The organism is Anaerococcus sp. Marseille-P9784 (genome assembly GCF_902500265.1).
GTDB lineage: Bacteria > Bacillota > Clostridia > Tissierellales > Peptoniphilaceae > Anaerococcus.
The window spans coordinates 63,240-85,411 of the sequence record NZ_CABVOZ010000003.1; the positions used below are offsets into that span (position 1 = coordinate 63,240).

The 22,172-nt window shown below is 29.0% G+C and carries 20 protein-coding genes; 17 read left to right on the top strand and 3 right to left on the bottom strand.

All coding sequences use genetic code 11. The features are described 5' to 3' along the window. Positions 1 to 37: 37 nt before the first annotated feature. The 10 genes from rho to GAN53_RS06945 all read left to right on the top strand — a co-directional run bounded on the left by rho (position 38) and on the right by GAN53_RS06945 (position 10,241). A complete protein-coding gene (gene rho, locus GAN53_RS06900) occupies positions 38 to 1,342 on the top strand; it encodes a transcription termination factor Rho (protein ID WP_151410384.1) in 1,305 nt (434 codons plus the stop codon). Positions 1,343 to 1,412: 70 nt separating this feature from the next. Then, positions 1,413 to 1,616, top strand: coding sequence for a 50S ribosomal protein L31 (gene rpmE / locus GAN53_RS06905; protein WP_099320817.1), 204 nt, complete (start codon positions 1,413 to 1,415; stop codon positions 1,614 to 1,616). Between the two features lie 36 nt (positions 1,617 to 1,652). Continuing rightward, entirely contained in the window at positions 1,653 to 2,447 is a 795-nt protein-coding gene (prmC, locus tag GAN53_RS06910; protein WP_151410385.1) for a peptide chain release factor N(5)-glutamine methyltransferase, read from the top strand. Positions 2,448 to 2,449: 2 nt separating this feature from the next. Then, the gene (gene prfA / locus GAN53_RS06915; protein WP_151410386.1) at positions 2,450 to 3,520 is read left to right on the top strand and encodes a peptide chain release factor 1; all 1,071 of its coding nucleotides are present in this window, start codon (positions 2,450 to 2,452) and stop codon (positions 3,518 to 3,520) included. A gap of 1 nt (position 3,521) precedes the next feature. After that, positions 3,522 to 4,517 carry a cation diffusion facilitator family transporter gene (locus tag GAN53_RS06920; protein ID WP_151410387.1) on the top strand — a complete coding sequence of 332 codons (996 nt, stop codon included), beginning with the start codon at positions 3,522 to 3,524 and terminating at the stop codon, positions 4,515 to 4,517. Beyond that, complete coding sequence (locus tag GAN53_RS06925; protein WP_151410388.1) at positions 4,498 to 5,535, top strand: L-threonylcarbamoyladenylate synthase; 1,038 nt, start codon at positions 4,498 to 4,500, stop codon at positions 5,533 to 5,535. Before GAN53_RS06920 ends, GAN53_RS06925 begins: the two co-directional genes overlap by 20 nt. 8 nt (positions 5,536 to 5,543) lie before the next feature. Continuing rightward, positions 5,544 to 6,176: a uracil phosphoribosyltransferase gene (upp, locus tag GAN53_RS06930; RefSeq protein WP_151410389.1), complete on the top strand. Its 633-nt coding sequence runs from the start codon at positions 5,544 to 5,546 to the stop codon at positions 6,174 to 6,176. A gap of 11 nt (positions 6,177 to 6,187) precedes the next feature. Continuing rightward, positions 6,188 to 7,465 carry a UDP-N-acetylglucosamine 1-carboxyvinyltransferase gene (gene murA / locus GAN53_RS06935; protein WP_151410390.1) on the top strand — a complete coding sequence of 426 codons (1,278 nt, stop codon included), beginning with the start codon at positions 6,188 to 6,190 and terminating at the stop codon, positions 7,463 to 7,465. Further along, on the top strand, positions 7,466 to 9,622 hold the full coding sequence (locus tag GAN53_RS06940) for an ATP-dependent RecD-like DNA helicase (RefSeq protein WP_151410391.1): 2,157 nt from the start codon (positions 7,466 to 7,468) through the stop codon (positions 9,620 to 9,622). Next, positions 9,615 to 10,241 (top strand): ComF family protein, encoded by a 627-nt coding sequence (locus GAN53_RS06945; RefSeq protein ID WP_151410392.1) that lies wholly within the window; start codon positions 9,615 to 9,617, stop codon positions 10,239 to 10,241. The genes GAN53_RS06940 and GAN53_RS06945 overlap by 8 nt, the downstream gene beginning before the upstream one ends. A 46-nt stretch (positions 10,242 to 10,287) precedes the next feature. Here the strand turns inward: GAN53_RS06945 and scfB are convergent, their stop codons facing one another. The 3 genes from scfB to GAN53_RS06960 are packed head-to-tail and all read right to left on the bottom strand — an operon-like array spanning position 10,288 to position 13,244. Further along, positions 10,288 to 11,652 (bottom strand): thioether cross-link-forming SCIFF peptide maturase, encoded by a 1,365-nt coding sequence (gene scfB / locus GAN53_RS06950; RefSeq protein ID WP_151410393.1) that lies wholly within the window; start codon positions 11,650 to 11,652, stop codon positions 10,288 to 10,290. Between the two features lie 53 nt (positions 11,653 to 11,705). Beyond that, entirely contained in the window at positions 11,706 to 11,855 is a 150-nt protein-coding gene (gene scfA, locus GAN53_RS06955; RefSeq protein ID WP_099320807.1) for a six-cysteine ranthipeptide SCIFF, read from the bottom strand. A 60-nt stretch (positions 11,856 to 11,915) separates the two neighbouring features. Next, positions 11,916 to 13,244 (bottom strand): aminotransferase class V-fold PLP-dependent enzyme, encoded by a 1,329-nt coding sequence (locus GAN53_RS06960; protein WP_151410394.1) that lies wholly within the window; start codon positions 13,242 to 13,244, stop codon positions 11,916 to 11,918. A gap of 111 nt (positions 13,245 to 13,355) precedes the next feature. Here GAN53_RS06960 and GAN53_RS06965 point away from each other — a divergent pair, with 111 nt between their 5' ends. The 7 genes from GAN53_RS06965 to GAN53_RS06995 are packed head-to-tail and all read left to right on the top strand — an operon-like array spanning position 13,356 to position 22,128. Next, positions 13,356 to 14,057, top strand: coding sequence for an ABC transporter ATP-binding protein (locus GAN53_RS06965; RefSeq protein ID WP_151410395.1), 702 nt, complete (start codon positions 13,356 to 13,358; stop codon positions 14,055 to 14,057). 2 nt (positions 14,058 to 14,059) lie between these two features. Further along, positions 14,060 to 17,530, top strand: a complete 3,471-nt coding sequence (locus tag GAN53_RS06970) for an FtsX-like permease family protein (protein ID WP_151410396.1) — start codon at positions 14,060 to 14,062, stop codon at positions 17,528 to 17,530. Positions 17,531 to 17,539: 9 nt separating this feature from the next. Further along, complete coding sequence (locus tag GAN53_RS06975; protein ID WP_151410397.1) at positions 17,540 to 18,109, top strand: histidine phosphatase family protein; 570 nt, start codon at positions 17,540 to 17,542, stop codon at positions 18,107 to 18,109. After that, positions 18,106 to 19,116 (top strand): metallophosphoesterase family protein, encoded by a 1,011-nt coding sequence (locus tag GAN53_RS06980; protein WP_151410398.1) that lies wholly within the window; start codon positions 18,106 to 18,108, stop codon positions 19,114 to 19,116. The genes GAN53_RS06975 and GAN53_RS06980 overlap by 4 nt, the downstream gene beginning before the upstream one ends. Further along, a complete protein-coding gene (locus tag GAN53_RS06985; RefSeq protein WP_151410399.1) occupies positions 19,113 to 20,924 on the top strand; it encodes an ATP-binding protein in 1,812 nt (603 codons plus the stop codon). The genes GAN53_RS06980 and GAN53_RS06985 overlap by 4 nt, the downstream gene beginning before the upstream one ends. Then, the gene (locus GAN53_RS06990; RefSeq protein ID WP_151410400.1) at positions 20,921 to 21,598 is read left to right on the top strand and encodes a metallophosphoesterase; all 678 of its coding nucleotides are present in this window, start codon (positions 20,921 to 20,923) and stop codon (positions 21,596 to 21,598) included. The genes GAN53_RS06985 and GAN53_RS06990 overlap by 4 nt, the downstream gene beginning before the upstream one ends. Beyond that, entirely contained in the window at positions 21,598 to 22,128 is a 531-nt protein-coding gene (locus tag GAN53_RS06995) for a class IV adenylate cyclase (protein WP_151410401.1), read from the top strand. Before GAN53_RS06990 ends, GAN53_RS06995 begins: the two co-directional genes overlap by 1 nt. The last annotated feature ends 44 nt before the right edge of the window (positions 22,129 to 22,172 follow it).

Consider the following 22,172-nt stretch of genomic DNA (forward strand, 5'->3'; position numbering starts at 1 on the left):
CTTAATATTAAGAAGCAATCCCTTTTTTAAGGTATATATGGAAAATTTAACAGAAAATACTGTAGCTAGTCTAAGGGAAATTGCAAAGTCACTAGAGATTCCTTCAGTTACTAGGTACAAAAAAGATGAACTTATAAAATTAATAGAAGAGGCAAAAAAAGAAAAGGAAGAAGAGCAAAAAGAAAAACAAGACAATGATTTAGGTGAAAAATTCGATTGCGAAGGTGTACTTGAAATTTTACCAGATGGATTTGGTTTTTTAAGATCCGACTTATATGAACAAGGTGATGACGATATTTACGTACCACCTAAGCAGATAAAAATGTTTAAGCTAAAAACAGGGGACTATATAAGGGGAATTGCTCGCGAAAAACACGATAAAGATAAATTTGCACCATTAATATTTGTAAGCGATGTTAACGGCCAAAAGCCAGCAGATGCATTTAACAGAGTTGGATTTGATGATTTAACTCCAATTTATCCAAATCAAAGAATTAAATTAGAAACTAGCAATAGAGATATTTCTGGAAGAATTGTAGACATAATTTCCCCAATTGGAAAAGGTCAAAGAGGTCTTATCGTATCTCAACCTAAAGCTGGAAAAACAACTCTTATCAAAAACATAGAAAGATCTATTGAAAAAAATTACGATGATATTAAAATATTTGTTTTGCTAATAGATGAAAGACCAGAAGAAGTTACAGATTTCATAAGATTTGTAAATGAATATAGAGATCCAGACAATGACTATATGAGAACAGAGGTTGCATCATCAACTTTTGATATGCCACCACAAAATCATGTAGAAATAGCAGAGATGATCTTGGAACGTGCCAAAAGATTTGTCGAAGATAAAAAAGACGTGGTAATACTATTAGATTCAATAACAAGACTTGCAAGAGCCTACAACATCATAACTCCACAATCTGGAAAAACTTTATCTGGAGGTCTTGATCCTATGGCTTTGGTAGGTCCAAAACAATTTTTTGGAGCTGCAAGAAATGTTGAAAATGGTGGATCACTTACTATTCTAGCAACAGCTTTGGTTGAAACAGGATCTCGTATGGACGATTTGATTTTTGAGGAATTCAAAGGAACTGGAAATATGGAAGTTCATTTGGATAGAAGATTATCAGATAGAAGAATTTTCCCAGCTATCAACATAGAAAAATCATCAACTAGAAAAGAAGAATTATTATTATCAAAAGAAGAACTTGAAGCAATTTTCAAAATTAGAAAATCACAAATGGACGCAACTGGTTCAATTGTTGAATTAATTGATCTTTTGAAAAGAACAGATTCTAACGAAAGATTTGTAGAATTAATAAATAGAACACTTTAACTTGATTTGTTTTTAAATACATGGTATAATAAAAAATGCTTATTGAATGAAGGAAAATAGAGGTGTTTATATGAAAAAAGAATTACATCCAGAATATCACCAAGCTAAAGTTACCTGCATTTCTTGTGGAAACGAATTTACAGTAGGTTCTACAGAAGAAGAAATCAAGGTAGAAGTTTGCAGCAATTGCCATCCATTCTACTCAGGTAAACAAAGAAACGCTGAACGTGGTGGTAATGTAGAAAAATTCAACAAAAGATATGGAAGAAAATAATAAGGTTAGGCAACTAACCTTATTTTTGTGTGCATAATGAAAATAAAAGATATAATAGAAAGAAAGAACGAAGATTTAATAATAGCTCTAACTTACTTATTGGATAAACCAAAATCATATTTGTATTTAAATCCAAATCAAAAGCTTGATAGTGATTTAAGCAAGAAAATTCTAGAAATTGAAAGTAAAATAGAAAAAGGATATCCACTCCAATATGCAATTGGCTATTGGAATTTTTATAATCTTAAATTAAAAGTAGATCAAAGAGCCTTAATTCCAAGATTTGAAACTGAGATAATAATAGATTATATAATTAAATCAGATTATGATAAAGATAAAATATTAGACATCGGTTCAGGATCAGGGGCAATTAGCTTAAGTTTAGCTTACAATCTTCCTAATTCACAAATTATAGGCCTTGATATAAGTAGAGAAGCTATTGACCTATCAAATGAAAATAAGAATAATTTAAGCTTACCAAATGTGGAATTTAAAATTTCTGATTTATTTGATAATATCGAAGAAAAATTTGATATAATAATTTCAAATCCACCTTATATCAACAAAAAAGATTATATGAATTTGGATGAAAAATTGTATTACGAGCCTAAAAATGCTCTTTATGGTGGAGAAGATGGCTTATATTTTTATAGGAAAATCATAAGTGAAGCCAATAAGTTCTTAAAAGAAGATGGTCATTTGATTTTTGAAATTGGATATGATCAAAAGGATGAGATAAATAAGCTGTTGGTCAAATCTGATTTTAAAAATATTGAAAATTTAAAAGATTTTAATGGTTTTGATAGATTTGTTATAGCAAAGAAAGGATAAATATGTTTGATAATTTAAACCATATAAGAGAAAATTACAAAGAACTTGAAAGTAAACTTGCCGATCCAGCAATTTTATCTAATATAGATGAGTTTACCAAAATTTCTAGAGAATACAATTCCCTTAAACCAGTTGTAGAAAAATACGAAGAAATTTTAAAAGCTGAAGCCACAATTGAGGAAAATCAAGAATTACTAAATGAAACTAACGATAGCGAAATGGTTGAAATGCTAAAAGATCAAATTGCAGAAGAAAAGAAAAATTTAGAAATTTACAATAATGATTTAAAAATTCTTCTTATTCCAAAAGATCCTAACGACACCAAAGACGTTATTGTTGAAATTAGGCCAGGTGCTGGTGGAGATGAAGCTGGACTTTTTGCTGGTGACTTATACAGGATGTACAATATGTATGCTGATAAGGCTGGCTTTAAAACAGAAGAAATAGAAGTTCAAACTCAAGGAGTTGGAGGAATAAAAGAAGCTACTTTTGTCGTAAAAGGCGAAGGAGCTTATTCAAAATTAAAATATGAATCTGGAGTTCACAGAGTTCAACGTGTTCCTGAAACAGAATCTGGTGGAAGAATTCATACATCCACAGCAACAGTTGCAGTTTTACCAGAGGTTGATGATGTAGACATAAATATTGACCCAAATGATTTAAGAGTTGATGTTTATAGATCTTCTGGAAATGGTGGTCAATCTGTAAATACAACAGATTCTGCTGTAAGAATTACCCACATTCCAACAGGCTTAGTTGTAACTTGCCAAGATGAAAAATCTCAAATTAAAAATAAAGATAAGGCAATGAGAGTTCTTAGAGCTCGTCTTTATGAAATAGAAGAAGAAAAAAGAAACAAGGAAATTGCAGATAATAGAAAATCTCAAGTTGGTACTGGAGATAGAAGTGAGAGAATAAGAACCTATAATTTCCCACAAGGAAGAATAACTGATCATAGGATAAATAAAACTATTTACCAACTAGAAGATTTTCTAAATGGAGATATTGAAGAAATGATCGACTCTTTGATAGCAGAAGATCAAACCAGGAAACTTGAACATATAGGAGAATAAGTTGTTTAATTTTCTTTCTGAAAGATTTATAAAAGACTACAAAAATATAGATAATCCTGAAGTAAGATTAAAATTAATATCACTTTCATCTTCAATATCCATCGTCTTAAATATAATACTAGCTATCAGCAAGTTAGTGATAGGACTAATAGCAAATTCAGCAAGTATAATAAACGACGCCTTTAATAATTTATCTGATACAATAGTTGCTATTTTAGCATTTTTGGGTTCAAAATTAAGTAGAAAACCTGCGGATAAAGAGCATCCTCACGGACACGGAAGGATGGAGTTTTTAGTTTCTATGCTTGTTGGAATTTTAATAATGTATGTGGGATTTCAATTGTTTCTAAATTCCATTGGCAAATTTAAAGATGATAATTTTGTACAAATGAATTTTACAATTGCTTTAATTCTTATTTTAAGTATTTTGGCAAAAATTTATATTTATATTTTAAATAGGAGACTCTTTTTTAAATTAGATTCCGAGCTAAACTATGGAGTTATGGTAGATTCAAGAAATGATATCTTATCAACACTTGCAATCATCATAAGTTTATATGTCCAAAAATATGTGGATTTCAATGTAGATGCAATAGCAGGTATTTTCTTATCTGTAGCAGTCTTTATACCTGGATTTAATATGTTTAAGGATACGGTTAATTATTTGGTTGGCAAAAGAATAAATCCGGAAATTGAAGAAAAAATTTCGAAAATACTTCTTGATAATGATTTTATAGTTGGTTTTCATAATCTAGAAATCCATGAATATGGAAAAGGTCATGTAGATGGCTCTGTGGATGTTGAAATTGCACAAAATTTATCCTTGCTTGTTGCTCATATGCTTATAACAGATATACAAAAAAGAATAAAAGAAGAAGTGGGAATAAAACTAAGCATTCACATGGATCCAACTTATACCTTGATAATCGATGATGATATAAAAAAACAGATAGAAAATTTAGAAAAAAAGGCAAAATATGATTACGAAGATTTCTAAATTAGATAGCAAAAATATAGATGAAAATATTATAAAAAAAGCAAGTGACCTTATAAAAAATGGTGAGCTTGTAGCTTTTCCTACAGAAACTGTTTATGGATTAGGAGCAGATGGACTTAATGAAAATGCTTGTAAAAAAATATTTGAAGCTAAAGGTAGGCCATCAGATAATCCATTAATTTTACATATTTCTAATATATCTATGTTGTATAATTTAGTAGAAAATGTAGATCCAAAATCAAAAAAACTAATAGATAAATGTTGGCCAGGCCCACTAACTATTATTTTTAAAAAATCAAAAATAATACCAAATATAATAACTGCAGGGCTAGATACTGTTGCTATTAGATTTCCAAGCAATAAAATCGCACAAAACCTAATCGAAGCTTCAAATACACCAATAGCAGCACCAAGTGCCAATATTTCAGGAAGGCCATCTCCTACTAGAGCAGATGATGTATATAATGATATGAACGGCAAGATCAATCTTATTTTAGATGGCGGCGAATCTGATATTGGAATAGAATCAACAGTAATTGATATGAGTGAAGATATTCCAACTATTTTAAGACCAGGATTTTTTACCTTTGAATTTATCAAAGAAATTTTATCAGATGTAAAATTAGATGATAGTTTAGTTGATAATTCAAAAATTCCTAAATCTCCAGGACAAAAATATAAACATTATGCACCAAAAGCAAAAATGGAAGTTTACCTAGGAGAAAAATCAGAAGAAGCCATAAAAACTAAGGCTTTGGAATTAGAAGAAAAAGGATTAAAAGTTGGTGTATTAGTTTTTGATCAATATAAGAATGATTTTAAGGACTATTTTTTAATTAGCTTAGGAGATAAAGCTGACTTATCTTATATGAGTCATGTTTTATTTACATCCTTAAGATTGATGGATATGGAAAATGTAGATGTAATCCTAGCTCAAGGAGTTGAAGAAATAAACTTGGGTAAGAGTATAATGAATAGGATGAAAAAATCAGCATCAGGAAATGTAATTTACTTATAGGAGAGAATATGCAAGAGAGAGTAAAAGTATTAGACCACCCAGTAATTAAACATAAAATTTCTATTTTAAGAGATATAAATACTGGATCAAATGAATTTAGATCAATAATTAAAGAAATTGCAATGATTTTAGCTTATGAAGCTAGCAAGGATTTAGAATTAGAAGAATATGAAGTAGAAACTCCAATAACAAAAACAACTGGCTACAGATTATCAGGCAAAAAGCTAGGTATAGTGCCAATTCTTAGAGCAGGACTTGGAATGGTTGATGGAGTTTTGGAAGTTTTCCCAGCTGCCAAAATTGGACACATTGGTATGTATAGAGATGAGAAAACCTTAAAACCAGTTGAATATTATTCAAAATTACCGCTAGATGTAGATAAAAGAGATATTTTCGTAATTGATCCAATGCTTGCTACAGGTGGATCTGCTTGCGATGCTATAGAAAAACTTAAAGAAAAAGGTTGCAATTCTATAAGATTACTTTCTATAATTGCAGCTCCAGAAGGCCTAGAAAAATTAGGCAAAGAACATCCAGATGTGGCTATAACTGTAGCTCAACTTGATGAGGGATTAAATGAAAATAGTTATATTGTACCAGGTCTTGGCGATGCGGGAGATAGATTATTTGGCACAAAATAAAGGAATATTAAATGGATAATAAAGAAATATTAGTAATAAATGGAGGCAAACCTTTAGAGGGAGAGGTTTGTATATCAGGAGCAAAAAACTCGGCCTTGCCAATACTTGCAGCTTGCGTTTTGGGAACTGAAGAAATTATATTAGATGCAGTTCCTAAATTAAAAGATGTAGAGATAATGATAGATGTATTAAGACATTTAGGAAGTAAGGTTGAATACATTGATGAGGAAACTGTAAGAATTGATTCTTCAAATATAAACACCTGTGAAACTCCATTTGAATTGATGGATAAAATGCGTGCATCTTTTGTGGTAATGGGTCCTCTTTTATCAAGATTTAAAAAAGCCTACACAAAAGCTCCCGGAGGTTGTAATATTGGTGCAAGACCAATCGATCTACATCTTAAGGGTTTTCAAGCATTAGGTGCAGAAAGCATGGTAAATGATGACGAAATTTCAATAACAACTAATGGGGAGCTTTTTGGCAATGAAATATACCTAGACTTTCCATCAGTAGGCGCTACACAAAATATAATGATGGCAGCAACTTTAGCAAAAGGCGAAACAACCATAGAAAATGCTGCAAAAGAACCAGAAATCGTTGACTTGGCTTCGTTTTTATCAAAAATGGGTGCAAAGATAAAAGGAGCTGGAACTTCTACAATAGTTATTGAAGGAGTAGAAAAACTTACTGGTGCTCGTCATACAATAATCCCTGATAGGATTGAAGCAGCAAGTTATATGATAGCTGCAGTGATGACAAAGGGTGATGTAACAATAAAAAATGTTATAGGTTCTCACATTAGACCAATTATAGCAAAACTTATCGAGATGGGAGCAAGTGTAGAAGAATATGAAGATGAGGATATAATTAGAGTTAGTACAAACCATAGGTTAAAACCAACAAATGTTCAAACTCTTCCATATCCAGGTTTTCCTACGGATGCACAAGCCCAATTTATGGCACTTATGACGGTTTGCGATGGGGAAAGTAGAATCCAAGAAACCGTTTTTGAAAACAGATTCATGCACGTTGAACAACTTAACAAAATGGGAGCAGCAATTGCAACTAGTGGTAATAGAGCAACTGTTGTTGGAGTTGATAGACTTCATGGAGCTAGCGTAAAAGCGACAGATCTTAGAGCTGGTGCAGCTTTAGTTATGGCTGGACTTACAGCAAAAGGCGAAACCAGAGTTTCTGATATTTATCATATAGATAGGGGCTACAGCGACCTTGAGGGTAAATTTAGAAAATTGGGAGCTGACATAAAGAGAGTTAAAGTAAAATAAATGGAAATCAAAGGCATAGTAACTAATATAATTTATAGAAATGAAGAAAATGGCTATACTATAATAAAGCTAAAAACATCTGACGATTCTATAACTTGTGTTGGCACTATGCCTATTTTTAATGAAGGCGACAATGTAAATATCATTGGAACTTTAGTTTATCATGATAAATATGGTGAACAGATAAATGTAGATTCTATAAGTTTAGTAAAACCTAATGACAAGACAGGAATTATAAATTTTCTTGCCAATTCAAATATCAAAGGAATAGGCAAAAAAACTGCTATTGATATATATAATGAATTTGGCAAAGATTCCATCGATATTATTTACAAAAATCCTGAGAAGCTTTTAAAAATAAAAGGCATTGGCAAGAAAAAATTAGAAGAAATTAAAATTTCATCAAATGATCTTAAAGAATCAAGGGATACCATTTTATTTTTACAAAACTTAAATATTTCCTACAACTTATCAATGAAAATTTATAAGCTTTATAAGGAAAACACCATAGATATCATCAAATCTAACCCCTACAAGCTAGTAGAAGATATTTCTGGCATAGGTTTTGCTATCGCTGATAAAATAGCCTTTAATATGCAAATAGCCTCAAATTCAAAATTTAGGATTTCAGCCGGTATAAATTATATTTTATCCTACGAAGCTGATTTTAACGGCCACTGCTCTTTAGAATACGATTTGCTTGTAAAAAAGGTTTCAAAGCTATTAAATATCAAAAACGAAGATATAAAAAAAGAGATAGACGATGATGCCATAGAGGGAAAAATCGACATAGTCATAATAGAAGATGAGAAATATGTTTACAAAAATTCTTTGTTCAAGGCAGAAAAATTTATCGCAACTGCATTATTTTTAAAGAAAAACAGTCCTTATATTTTTGATGTAGATATAGATTTTGATTTTTCCATATTTTCAAAAGAGCAAGAAAATGCAATTGCTGAAGCTTTTAAGAATATGCTTTTAGTAATAACTGGTGGTCCAGGTACTGGAAAAACTACAGTTATTAAAGCTATTACAAAAATATTAACCGACAATAAACTAACTTATGCTCTTCTTGCACCAACAGGCAGAGCTGCAAAGAGAATTCAAGAATCTTCAAACGAACAAGCCTTTACAATTCATAGACTTTTAGGCATTAAGCCTGACGAAAAAGTTGCTTTATATAATCAAGATAATCCAATTGATAAAGATTATATTATCGTAGATGAGATGAGTATGGTTGATATTTATTTGATGCGACAACTTTTATCAGCTATTTCCGAAAATACTGCCCTAATTATGGTAGGAGATAGCGACCAACTTCCTTCTGTGGGTCCTGGAAATGTTTTAAAAGATATTATAAATACAAATATCAAAACCGTAAGACTTGAAAAAATTTATAGGCAATCACTTAAATCAAATATCATAGTAAATGCCCATAAGATAAACAAGGGTCAGTACCCGATATTAAATGAAGCTGACAAGGACTTTTTTTTCATAGAGGCAAATCAGAATAATTTTGATTTTGTACTTGGAGATTTAGTTTCCAATAGACTAGCAAAATTTTATAACTTTGACAGCATAAAAGATATACAAATATTATGCCCAAGCAAAAAAACTAATTGGGGTTCTCAAAATATCAATAAAAATCTACAAAAATTGCTAAATAAGTCAGAAAAAAGTCTCAAAATAAATGATAAAATTTTTAAAAGAGATGATAAAGTTATGCAAATTAGAAATAATTATGATCTAATTCCAGAAAATTCATCAGTAGATGCTGAGGGAGTTTATAATGGTGATATTGGCTTTATCGAAAGTATAGATTATCAAGAAGAGATTATAAAAGTAATTTTTTACGATGGATCTTTGGTAAACTACAATAAAGAAGATATAAAAGATTTGGAACTTTCCTATGCAATTACAATTCATAAGTCACAAGGTTCAGAATTTGATTGTGTAATAATCCCGATGATGCAGGTTGCACCAATGCTTTTAAATAGAAATCTGCTATACACAGGCATAACTCGTGCCAAAAAATTACTTGTCTTGGTTGGGGAAAAAAGAATTTTAAAGCAAATGATAGATAATAATTATTCCAACAAAAGATTTACAAATTTATCCTATTGGATAAAGGAAATGGAGAATATGAATTTTGATTGACTTTTTATTTTTGGATAAAAATACCTGCTATCTTTGCAAGGAAAATCCTATTTCTCATCATTTTTTGTGCAAAAAATGCTTAAAAAAATTGGATTATGTGGCAAATAAATTTGATATTAATGATATTTCTGCCCATGCTATCTATTACTACAACGAAGAGATGAAAAAATTAGTAGCAGATTACAAATTTAATAGAAATACTTCTTTGGCTAAAGTATTCGCCAGCATGATTTTTGATTATGGCAAAGTTAATGACTTATTTTCTTGTGATTATATTTTACCATCACCATCTTCAAAAAAAGTCTTAAACAAAAGAGGTTTTGACCATATCAAAATGATAACAGATTATTTTATTGACCAAATTGAGCCAAATTACCTAGAAAATTTTAGAAAAATATCTGAAACAAAAGCTCAACACAAGCTAAACAATGAAGAAAGATCTTATAATCTAAAGGGAGCTTTTAGTCTTGATTGCGATTTAAAAGATAAATCTATTTTGATAATTGATGATATTATAACGACAGGAAATACCGTAAAGGAAATTGGAAAAGTTTTAAAAGAAAAAAATGCTAGGGAAGTAAAAGCACTAGCAATAACATCAGAACATAGACTAAGTTAAAAAGAACTCTTTAGATTAGTTGCTAATCAATAAAGAGTTCTATTTTTTAAGCTTCTTTCATATATTGGTAAATTTTAATAGCTATTGCCATTTCAATTCTTTTTCTAAAAAGCTTGCAAGAATAATCGCAAGTTGAATTTATATCGCCGTTGGCATTGTAATTATTTGCAGCACAGCCACCAGAACAATACATACTTGCCCAACAAGTTTTACATTCTTCTTTGGAATAGCAATTGCAAGTCTTAAATTCGTTTATTAAGTCGTTTCTAAGAATTCCTTGATCAAGATTTCCAATCACAAAATCGCTATTTCCAACAAATTGATGGCAAGGATATAAAGATCTATCAGGAGTAATTGCCATATATTCACTACCTGATCCACAACCACTTATTCTTTTTTGAGCACAAGGTCCATTTTCAAGATCTATCATAAAATGATAAAAAATAAATTCGTCATCCTTATCAATTGCTTCAATCATCATATCGGCTAATTTTTCGTATTGGTCATACAAAAATGGCAAATTTTCATCTTTTAGGGCAAAATCTTCCTTGGAATTTCCCACAACTGGCTCAAGTGATGTTCTTTTAAATCCTAAATCAAGATAAGTTTTTATATCATTTGTAAAATCTAGATTGTTAGCTGTAAAAGTTCCTCTTATATAGTATTCCTTATCTTTTCTCTGCTTAACAAAATTTTGAAAGTTTGGAACTACAAGATCAAAAGATCCTTTGCCAGATAAGGTTTTTCTAAATTTATCGTGAACTTCAGCTCTGCCATCAAGGGATAATACCACATTTTTCATATTCTCATTTAGATATGCAATTTTTTCATCATCTAAAAGCATGCCATTTGTTGTAAGCGTAAAATTAAAATGCTTGTTGTATTTTTCTTCTAAACTTCTTGCATAAGTTACAGTTTCTTTTACAACCTTCCAATTCATTAGTGGCTCTCCACCAAAAAAATCAATATCAAGATTATAATGATTTCCAGAATTTTTTATAAGAAAATCTACCGCATCTTTGGCAGTCTCAAGAGTCATTAGGGCATCTTTTCCTTGATATTTGCCACCCTTTGCAAAACAATATTGGCAGGAAAGATTGCAAGTGTGAGCTACATTAAGACAAATTGCCTTAACATAAGTTGGTCTTTTATTAAGATCTATGGATAAATTTGAAAAGTTATCAGTTGAAAATAATAGATTTTCCTTAACTAAATTGCCCACTTCTTCATAAGCTTCATCATATTCTTCATCTGATAAGTTATATTTTTCTAACTTTTTTCTAATCTCATCCTTATTATAATTTTCAAATAAGGAAATAATCTCATAAGTAACATCATCGACAGCGTGGACTGAACCACTAAATGTATCTAAAACTATATTAAAGCCTTTGGCTTTATATTGGTGTATCATCATTTCTCCTTAACTTAAATAAATCACAAAAGAAAAAAATAAGGGCTAATCCCTTATTTTTCTTTATGGCTAACACATTCTTGGTTAGCAACTCCACAAGATGTTTTGCAAGCAGATTGGCAAGAGGTTTGGCATTCACCACAACCACCATTTTCTTTGCTCTTGTGAAGATTTCTAGTGTTTAAAGTTACTATTCTTTTCATATGTATGCTCCTTTATATAATCGCTATACAATTTAATATTATCAGTTTTATGATAATTTGTCAATTTAGGATAAAAATCTCATCGTCAATATTTAAAACAATAGAATTTTTTTGAAAATATTTGATATTGTCAATTATATTTTTGGAAATTATCTCACCTGGAGCAATTATAGGAATGCCCGGTGGATAAGCGTAAACAAACTGAGCGGATATTTTATTTTCTGCTAAATTTAAATCTATAGGAGTTTTTCTAGCTAAGATTGCACGACTAATTGCCAAAGATTTTTTAGGGATTTCATAGGAAAAGTCCAAATTTTTATTTCTAAATTCTATGGATCTATCGATTTTTAGTAAGACATTTTTTAATCTTTCAAAGCCTTCTTTTCTATCAAAAATACTTGCTATAAGTAGGGCGTAGGAAGGATAAGCCATTTCAATTTCAATTTTTTCTTCTCTTAACTTATTTGCCAGCCTTTCCCCAGTAATATTTGTATTTATTGTAGAAATTAGTATTTTTGACCTATCTTTATTTTTTTTATCAATTAATTTTAGTTTCTCTAAATTTATATTGTAAATATCATCCAAATAAGAATCTAACAAATCATACATTTTATAAAAAGAATCAAATTTTTCAAGCATTTCATCTATTGATTGTAAAATGACATAAGAAGGGGAAGACGTTTGAAAAATAGCCATATTTCTACGTATCTCATCTGATAAGCTTAGATCATTAATTAAAATAGCTGAGCTAGGTGTAAGTGCTGATAAATTTTTATGAAAAGATGTTATTGCAATATCAAAATTATTCTCATATTTTCCAAAAAGCAAGCTGTGAGAACCATGAGCCATATCTAAAATTAAGCTTATTTGGTATTTTCTTGTAAGTTGATAAATTTTTTTTAAGTCCAAATAATAGCCTTCATAAGATGGGGAAGTTATGACAAAAGCTGCATATTTCTTTGATTTTAATTTATTTTCCAAATCTTTATAGGAAATATCGATTATAGATCCATTATCATCGACATAAACATTTACATAATCACTTTGCAAATTAAAAATTTCAATGGCATTATAAACTGATTTATGGCAAGATCTTTGAATTAAAATATTTTTATTTTCATAAGTTAGACTTCTAATTGTAGATAAAATTCCACAAGTTGAGCCATTTGTTGAAATAATTGCATCTTTTACCTTATAAATATTAGTGATTTTTTCTTCCATTTTTAAAAAAATATCCCTAGGATCATTTAGATTATCAAAACCATAAATTTCTGTTAAATCTCTTTTGTAAGGTAAATCAGAACGTAAGATATCAGTTCTTTTTGCCCCTGGCATATGAAAGGGATAGTAATTTTCTTTTAAATAATCATCAAGTTTTTCATTTAGCATAATAAACTCCTGATAAGTATTTTACTCTAAAAAATATTTTTATGATAATACAATGATTAAAAGTCTAATTTTGGTATAATATTATTTATAAAGTATATTAGAAAGGTTTTTATGGCATACATAAAATTAAACAATTTAAGAAAAGAATATAAATCTGGTAGTAGCATCATTGTTGCTAATGATAACATTAGTTTTACACTTGAAAAGGGAAAATTATTAGTAATTGTCGGTGCATCGGGTGCAGGAAAAACTACTCTTTTAAATATTTTAGGTGGCATGGAAAAAGCAAGTTCTGGAGAAGTTTTTATAGATGATAAGGACTTATCCAAACTAAACGATATCGATTTAACTAGTTATAGAAGAAATGACGTTGGTTTTGTCTTTCAACATTATAATCTTGTTGGCAATTTGACAGCTTTGGAAAATGTAGAATTATCTGCAGAAATTGCAGAAAATGCCCTAGATCCAAGAACGATTTTAGAAGAAGTGGGACTAAGTAATAGGTCAAATAATTTTCCTTCACAACTTTCTGGAGGAGAGCAACAAAGAGTTGCCATAGCAAGAGCTCTTACAAAAAATCCAAAGTTGTTATTATGTGATGAACCAACAGGCGCACTAGATTATGAAACAGGAAAAAATATTTTAAAACTATTGCAAGATGCTTCTCATAAAATGGGAGCAACAGTAATAATAATTACCCACAACTCGCTTATAAAACCAATGGCAGATCAGGTGATTGAACTTAGAGATGGAAAAATTATAGAAAACTATTTTAATGAAAGTCCAAAAGATATCGAAGAAATTGAGTGGTAAAAATGAACAAGACCTACTTAAAAAATAATTTAAGAGATATAAAAAATACCAAAGGAAAAGTATTATCAATTGCTATAATGATTGGTCTTGCAACTCTTGTAGTCGTTGCAATGACCTTAACTGGGCCGTCAATGAGAAATACCTTAAATAATTCTCTTAATACTTACGAACATCCCGATATAATCGTCAAATCAACCTATGGTTTGGATTATGAAGATGATTTGATAATAAGCAAAGATAAGGATATAGAAAAAATCACAAAAATAAAAGCTTCTGACTTACTTATCGATGATAATTTGATAAGAGTTAAAGCCTATAATGAAAATATAAAAAAATCAGTCCTTACAAAAGGATATATGCCTAGGAAAAAAGATGAAATTGCCTTGGAAGATTCCTTAGAATATTCTTATAAAATTGGGGATAAGATAAAATTAAAATACATCAAAAACTCAAAATTTGATGAAAAAGCTCTTAAAAATTTAACCTATGAAGTTGTTGGCTTTTACAAATCTTCTGATCATTTTATGGAAGATATGAGAGAGCTTTCTTTTGCTGCAAAAAAAGAATTAAGTGGATATGCCTTTGTTTTAGAAGAAAATTTTGATACTGATAAATTTTCTGAAATAAATATTGTATATAAAAATACTAAAAATTTAGATAGAACAAGCAAAGATTACGAGAAATTTGTTGAAGATAAAAAAGAAAAAATAGAAAAAGATATAGCTAATAGACCAAAAGAAGTTTTAGAAAAAATTAAAAAAGATTCTAATTACGATATCAAAAAAGCTCAAAATGATATAGATTCTGCAAAAAAAGAGCTTTCTGATGGAGAAAAAAAATTAGAAGATGCAAAAGAAAAATTGGATAAGGGCTTCAAAGATTATGAAAAAGGCAAAAAAACTTTTGACCAGAAAATCCTAGATGGGAAAAAATCTTTAGAATCTTCCAAAAAAGAACTTATTGACGGTGAAAAAAAATTAAAAGATGGTCAAAAAGAATATGAAGAAAATCTAGCAATTTTTAATGATAAGATAAAAGAAGCTGAAGAAGAAATTGCTAAGAATGAGAATGAATTAGAAAATGGCCAAAAACAAATTGATGAAGGCTATTTAAAAATCAAAAAAGGTTATAAATTATTAGATGATGAATTTTCTAAAGCTAGAGAAAAGCTAAATGCTGGAAAAGATCAACTTGATAAGGCAAAAGAAGAAATTGATCAAAAAGAAAATGAACTTTCAAAACTTGAACAATTATTAAATCAAAGCCCTCAAAAAAAACTTGCTACGGATATTCCAATCGAATACAAAAACCTAAGTCCTTCTGATTTATTAAACATGAAAGCTCAATTAGAAGAAGCCAAAAATCAATATAATGAGGGTCTAAATGATTATAAGGCCAATAAACTTTTGCTAGATAATAAATACAATGATGAAAAATCAAAGATAGATGATCAAAAAGCCTTGCTTGACCAAAAACAAAGCGAAATTAATTCTGGCAAAAAGAAATTAACTGAAGCTAAAAGTAAATTAGAAAGTCAAAAAGCACAAGGAAAGCAAGAACTTGACCAAGCAAATAATAAAATATCTAATTCCAAAAAAGAACTCGCTGATGGTTTGCAAAAATATAATGAAGGAATAAAGAACTTTAATTACCAAAAACAAAAGGGCGAAAAAGAGCTTAGAGATAATTACAAAAAGCTTTTAGACGGCAAAGACGAATACGATAAGAATTTTGAAAAATTTACCAAAGAAAAAAATGACGCCCAAAAAGAAATTGCCGATGGGGAAGTTGAAATTGAAGATGGCAAAGATGCTTTGGCAAGATTGGTTGATCCAGAGTACACAGTAGAAAATATATTTGAAAATCAAGGTATAAACACCTATTATCAAAATAGTTTAAATATGGATCAAATGACAAAAGTTTTTCCAACATTTTTCTATCTAGTAGCAATGCTTGTTTCCTTAACAACTATGAAACGTTTTATAGATGAGCAGAGAGTTATAAATGGAACTTTAAAATCATTGGGCTATACAAACTCACAAATAAGCCAGAGATTTTATTTTTATGGACTAATTCCAACTATTGTTGGTTCAATAATCGGCGCTATATTGGGTAGATTAATTGTAGCAGAAGTAATTATAAAAGCCTATTCATCTGGTTTTAATAATTTAGGAATTGATTATGTAAATCCAATTTCTTATATGGCTTTTGCTATACTTTTATCAGCATTTTTGATAGCAATAACTGTTCATTTATCCTCAAATGAAACCGTTAGAGAAACTCCTGCTAGCTTACTTAGAGGTAAATCTCCAGAAGTTGGCAAAAAAATCCTAATGGAAAAGATAAGTCCAATTTGGAAAAGACTTTCATTTTTGCAAAAAATTACCGCAAGGAATTTATTTAGGTACAAATCTAGGATGTTTATGACATTATTCGGCGTTGGAGGATGCACTGCTCTTACATTTTTTGGCTTTGCGATGATCGATTCAATAAAAGATACAGTGAACTTACAAAAAAATGCGATTAATCATTACGATGTTGTTGCGGCAATTGATGAAAAATCAAAAGAATCAGATTTAGCAAGTTTTTATAAAAAAATTGAAGATTTTGATCACCTTCAAATAAAAATGCAAGAAGTAAAAATCACAAAAAATAATGAAAAGCGTAAGCTAAATTTCGTTGTATTTAATGATACAGATAATTTGGATAAATTTGTAAGTCTTCACACCAACAAAGGAAAATCTATAGATTTATCAAAAGAAGAAGCGGTTATTACTGAAAAGGCCTTTAATAAATTAAATTTAAAGAAAAATGATCTGATAAATTTCGACAAAGATGGCAAAGATATAAAAGTTAAAGTTACAAATTTTTCTGAAAACTATACTGGTGATTTTATTTACATGACAAAAGATAAGTATGAAGAAGTCACTGGAGAAAAATACCAGACCAATGCTATTTATCTAAAGGGAGATTCAGATAAAATTATAAAGAAAATTGAAAATGAAAATTCTATTAATGCGATTACTAATACAAGTGTGGTTTACGCATCAATAGATGTTTTGATGGCAAATCTAAATTTGGTAATTGGAGTTATAACTCTTATTTCAATAATGCTAGCTCTTGTAGTTTTGTACAATTTGATAAATATTAATGTTAGTGAAAGAAAAAGAGAGTTGGCGACTATAAAAGTTTTGGGATTTTATCCAAAAGAAGTTACCAGCTACATTTCAAGAGAAATTTCAATTCTTACTTTGCTTGGAATCTTGCTAGGATATGTACTTGGAATTTTAATGTTTAGGTATGTAATAGCTGTAGTTGCACCAGAAAATGTACTACTCGCTTACAGAACTCACCCAACAGCCTATATTTTTAGTGGGGTTTTAACAATACTTATACTTTTTGTATTAATAATTTTTGTTCACAAAAATTTAAAGAAAATCGATATGGCTGAAGCTATGAGTTCTGGAGAATAGGAGGATTTAATGGATATAATTTTAGTCCGTCATGGTTTAACTAAGGCCAACAAAGAAAAGATTTTTTCCACAGAAGATACAAGGCTTGATGAAAGTTCATATGAACTATTGGAAAAAACAAAAGAAAAGCTTAAAGATTTTAAAATTGATAGAATATATACTTCAAATCTCCTTAGAGCCAAACAAACTGCAAAAATTTTAGGCTTTGAAAATTTTACTAGCGATAGCAGGCTTAATGAGATGGATTTTGGAGATTTTAAGGGCAAATCTTATGATTATGTCTTTAATACTTATGATAATTTTTTTAAAAATCAGAAAGATGATATTTTTCATATAAAATATCCAAATGGGGAAAATAGATTAGATCTTATTAATAGACTTAGTGAATTTTACGATGAATTAGTAGAAAAAAATGAGAATGCCCTTTGCATTTCCCATGGAATTGCCATAAAAGCTTCTTTATTTTGGATATTAAAAGATCTTTCAGCTTGGGATAATTTCTGGATAGAAAATGGGTCTATAACAGTTTTTCAAATAGAAGATAAGAAAAAATTAATAAAGGCACTTAATATATTATGAAATTTATCCATCTAGCAGATTGCCATTTATCAACAAGAAATACTTATGATGATAATAAAGCAAATTTTATTAATAAGATTAGATGGGAATCTTTTGAAAATATTTTTACATCTAATAAAGATGCTGATTTTGCATTAATCTGTGGAGATTTATTTGAACGAGATTATTTTTCCCAAAAAGATTACAAGTATTTATTTAATATTTTTGAAAATTTTTCTAAGGATATTTATTATGTAACTGGCAACCACGATTATATCGATCAAACAAATGAGATTTTTTTAAAATCAAAGCCTTCTAATTTTCATATCTTTATGGACGATAATTTATCCTTTTATGAGAAATCTGGTACTAGAATTTACGGCCTATCTTACAAAGATAGGATATATGATAAAGATTTTCCTTATGAATTAAAGCTTGACAAATCTTTTTACAATATTCTTATGGTTCATGGAAATTTATCAAATACTAAAAGTTCTTATCTTGATTTAGATTTTAATAAATTAAATGCCTTAGGATATGATTATATAGGCCTAGGTCATATTCATAAGACTTTTATAAAAAATAATATCTATAATCCAGGATCTGTCGAGCCTTTTGATTTTACAGATCTTGGTGATTTTGGATATTTTTTATACGATAATGGAAAAATTGATCATATTTCGTCTAGTCAAATGAAATATAATATTTTTGATATTTCGTCTGAACAATTTAAAGATGAAGAAGAAATTATTAGATTTGTAAATGAAAATCTTTCGGATAAAATAAATTTTTTGAGATTAAATTTTGATCAAGCAAATGATTTTGATATTTCTATAATAAAAAATTCTATAAACTCTCATTATATTGAGATTATATTTACAAAAGAAAATACTTTTGAGAATGAAATCAAATTATTTCCCAATTCTCTTTTAAGTAAATTTGCCGATGACTTTGAGAGGCCTTTAAATGAGATTGAAAAAAGATCCTACCAAATAGGAATGGATGCAATTTTAAGGAGCAAAAAATGAGCGTTTTTATAAAAAAATTGCATATCATTTCCTTTGGGCAATTTTCTGATACCAGCATAGAATTTAGTAAAAATTTTAATCTTATATATGGGAAAAATGAATCGGGCAAATCTACAATTGTAAGTTTTATCGAAGCCTTGCTTTATGGCTTTGACGATGGTAAAAAAATACGTCATTTTAATCAAAAACACGAAATTTATAGGCCGCTCTCATCATATAAGTATAGTGGTTATGGTATTTTTTCTAAGGATGGTGTGGATTATAGGATTAGCAGAGATTTTTCAGATGGATCTTATGAAATTTATGATTTGAATTATAAAGAAATAGTGGCTAGTAAAAATAGCAATTTAGCTTTCCCAGGAGAATTTTTACTAGGAATTTCTTATGATATTTACAAAGATTTGACTTCCATTTATCAAAGTCAAGAATCAAATTCACAAACAAAAGAGAAGATAATAGAAATGCTTATTAACAAAGATGATTATGTTTTTTCATCTTCCAATGCTTTAGAAATTTTGGATAAATCTTTAGCTGATATAGGAACAGATAGGGCTTATAGCAAGCCTTACGCAAAAACTATAAAGCAAATTTCTAATTTAGAAAATGAAATCTCAAAACTAAAAATACTTAGAAATTCTTACATCGAAGAATTTAAAAATTTGGAAAAAAATAGAGAAGAAATTGCTAGGATTTCTGAGGATTTAAAAAAATTTAAAGACCAAAGAGATTCCTTTAGAAAAAATCTTCGAAATAACAACCTTAAAGATCAGCTAAAATATGAAAATCAACTAAAAATGGTTGATGCAAAGCTTGAAAAATATAAAAACTATGATGACTATTATGCCAATAGAAACGAAAATTGGACTTTTAATAAAAATAATTATTTTATAGGTCTAGCTTTGCTTATTATAACGGCAATTTTTGCTTTTTATAAAAATAATATTTTTATTTTTGTGCTTGGATTAGTATTGGCTACTTTATTTTGTCTATTTCAATGGCTTAAATTTAATAATCTAAGTAAGATTAGCAATAAAGAGTATAATGCTAATGAGAGCAAGTATTTAGAATTTGTTAAGATAAAAAATGAAAAAGAAAAGATAGAAGAAATATTAAGTATTCTAGAAAATCAAGAAAAATCAGAAAATTTAGAAAATTATACCAGCAATCAAGATATAAATATTAGAGAAACTGAAGATAAAATTAATATTTACGAAAATGAACTTGAATCCTTGATAAAAACAAATATAGATTTAGAAAAAAATCTAGCAAAATTTGAAGATGAGCTTTCAAAATTGCCAAATCTTACTAATAAATTAGAAACTTTAAAAGAAAAGCTTAATGATATGGAAAATGAAATCAAAGCTATTAATTTAGCTAAAGATAAGATAATTGCAATAATTGAAAGCTCTAAAGAATCTTTAGATGACTACGACAAGAAAGTTTCAGAAATGATTAACATTTTGACTAGAGGAAGATACGAAAAAATTATCTGCGATAAGGATTTGAAAGCAAAAATATTTACCAATAGTGGAGAAATTTTAGATATAGATAAACTTTCTACTGGTTTTTATGATCAACTAAATTTTGCCTTTAAGTATTCGATAAATGAAAAAAATTCTGATGACTTTTTGATTTTTGATGATGCTTTTATAAATTATGATATGGATAGGCTTAGAAATGCCTTGTATTTTTTGTTGGATTTGACTAGGTCTAGACAGATAATTTATTTTACTTGCCATAAAAGAGAAATGGAAATTTTAGATTCTGAAGCTATAACTTATAATAAAATTTATTTGGAGGAAATATGATCTTTGCTCTGGCTGATTTACATCTTGATTATACAAACCAAAAGAGCATGGAAGTATTTGGAGATGATTGGAAGGATTATCAGGAAAAAATTTTTAAAAACTGGAATAAATTTGTAGGAAATGACGATTGTGTCTTAATTCCTGGTGATATTTCTTGGGCAATGAGTCTTGATGATGCTTATATAGATTTAAAAAAGATAGATGATTTGAATGGAAGAAAAATTTTGCTAAAAGGAAATCATGATTATCGGTGGACTTCTCTTAGTAAAATCAATAATTTGGGTCTAAAATCTATGGAATTTTTACAAAACAATTATTTTTCTTATGAAAATTATGATATATGTGGGACTCGTGGCTGGATTTCAAGAGATAGCAAGGATTTTACTGAACACGATGAGAAAATTTTTCAAAGGGAATTACTTAGATTAGAAAATTCGTTAAAGGAAAGTAAAGCAAGTAAAAAAATTGTGATGTTACATTATCCTCCGATAAATTCTTCAGGAGATTTTAATGAATTTTTTGATATATGTTTAGATTTTCAGGTGGATTTTTTAGTATATGGTCACCTCCATGGCTTTGGTCATAGATTGATAAAAGAAGGGAATATTAAAGGAATAGGGGTAAGGTGTGTATCAGGTGATTACCTTGATTTTGCCCCAGTAAGGATTATATAATGCAAAGAGAAATTGAAGTAAAAGTATTAAATATTGATGTAGAAGAGATGGAAGAAAAATTACTTTCATTGGGAGCAAAAAAGATTTCAGAAGAAGAGCAAACGAATTATACATTTATCCCTGAAGAAGGAGAATTTGCTGATGGATATTTGAGGATTCGCGAAAGCAGGTTTGAAGATGGGAAAAAAAACATTGAATTAACTTTTAAAGAATTTAAAAATTCCGATGATTTCAGAGTTAATAATGAGTATACTGTTAATATAGATTCTGTTTCTGTTATGACAAGTATTTTAAGCAAACTTGGCATAAAATTAGAATATAAGGGAGATAAAAAACGCAAGTCTTATTCTTATAAGAATCAAAGATTTGACATTGACATCTGGGATAAAAAAACTTATCCTGATCCTTATATGGAAATAGAATTTACAAACCAAGGCAAAATCGATGAAATCATTGATGACTTGGGAGTTGATAGGGATAATGTAACAACTTTATCTATTAGCGAGCTAAGAGATAGGTTAAAAAATTAAAAATTGCTATTGACTTAATAGGCTTTTAAGTGTAAAATTTAAAA

Bases quoted from the DNA above. Each gene is read 5' to 3' on its own strand.
- GAN53_RS06980 (WP_151410398.1), top strand. From the start codon at position 18,106: ATGAAATTTATCCATCTAGCAGATTGCCATTTATCAACAAGAAATACT.
- GAN53_RS06985 (WP_151410399.1), top strand. From the start codon at position 19,113: ATGAGCGTTTTTATAAAAAAATTGCATATCATTTCCTTTGGGCAATTT.
- GAN53_RS06990 (WP_151410400.1), top strand. From the start codon at position 20,921: ATGATCTTTGCTCTGGCTGATTTACATCTTGATTATACAAACCAAAAG.
- GAN53_RS06960 (WP_151410394.1), bottom strand. From the start codon at position 13,244: ATGCTAAATGAAAAACTTGATGATTATTTAAAAGAAAATTACTATCCC.
- GAN53_RS06965 (WP_151410395.1), top strand. From the start codon at position 13,356: ATGGCATACATAAAATTAAACAATTTAAGAAAAGAATATAAATCTGGT.
- rho (WP_151410384.1), top strand. From the start codon at position 38: ATGGAAAATTTAACAGAAAATACTGTAGCTAGTCTAAGGGAAATTGCA.
- GAN53_RS06925 (WP_151410388.1), top strand. From the start codon at position 4,498: ATGATTACGAAGATTTCTAAATTAGATAGCAAAAATATAGATGAAAAT.
- prmC (WP_151410385.1), top strand. From the start codon at position 1,653: ATGAAAATAAAAGATATAATAGAAAGAAAGAACGAAGATTTAATAATA.
- upp (WP_151410389.1), top strand. From the start codon at position 5,544: ATGCAAGAGAGAGTAAAAGTATTAGACCACCCAGTAATTAAACATAAA.
- rpmE (WP_099320817.1), top strand. From the start codon at position 1,413: ATGAAAAAAGAATTACATCCAGAATATCACCAAGCTAAAGTTACCTGC.
- scfA (WP_099320807.1), bottom strand. From the start codon at position 11,855: ATGAAAAGAATAGTAACTTTAAACACTAGAAATCTTCACAAGAGCAAA.
- scfB (WP_151410393.1), bottom strand. From the start codon at position 11,652: ATGATACACCAATATAAAGCCAAAGGCTTTAATATAGTTTTAGATACA.
- murA (WP_151410390.1), top strand. From the start codon at position 6,188: ATGGATAATAAAGAAATATTAGTAATAAATGGAGGCAAACCTTTAGAG.
- GAN53_RS06995 (WP_151410401.1), top strand. From the start codon at position 21,598: ATGCAAAGAGAAATTGAAGTAAAAGTATTAAATATTGATGTAGAAGAG.
- GAN53_RS06970 (WP_151410396.1), top strand. From the start codon at position 14,060: ATGAACAAGACCTACTTAAAAAATAATTTAAGAGATATAAAAAATACC.
- prfA (WP_151410386.1), top strand. From the start codon at position 2,450: ATGTTTGATAATTTAAACCATATAAGAGAAAATTACAAAGAACTTGAA.
- GAN53_RS06975 (WP_151410397.1), top strand. From the start codon at position 17,540: ATGGATATAATTTTAGTCCGTCATGGTTTAACTAAGGCCAACAAAGAA.
- GAN53_RS06940 (WP_151410391.1), top strand. From the start codon at position 7,466: ATGGAAATCAAAGGCATAGTAACTAATATAATTTATAGAAATGAAGAA.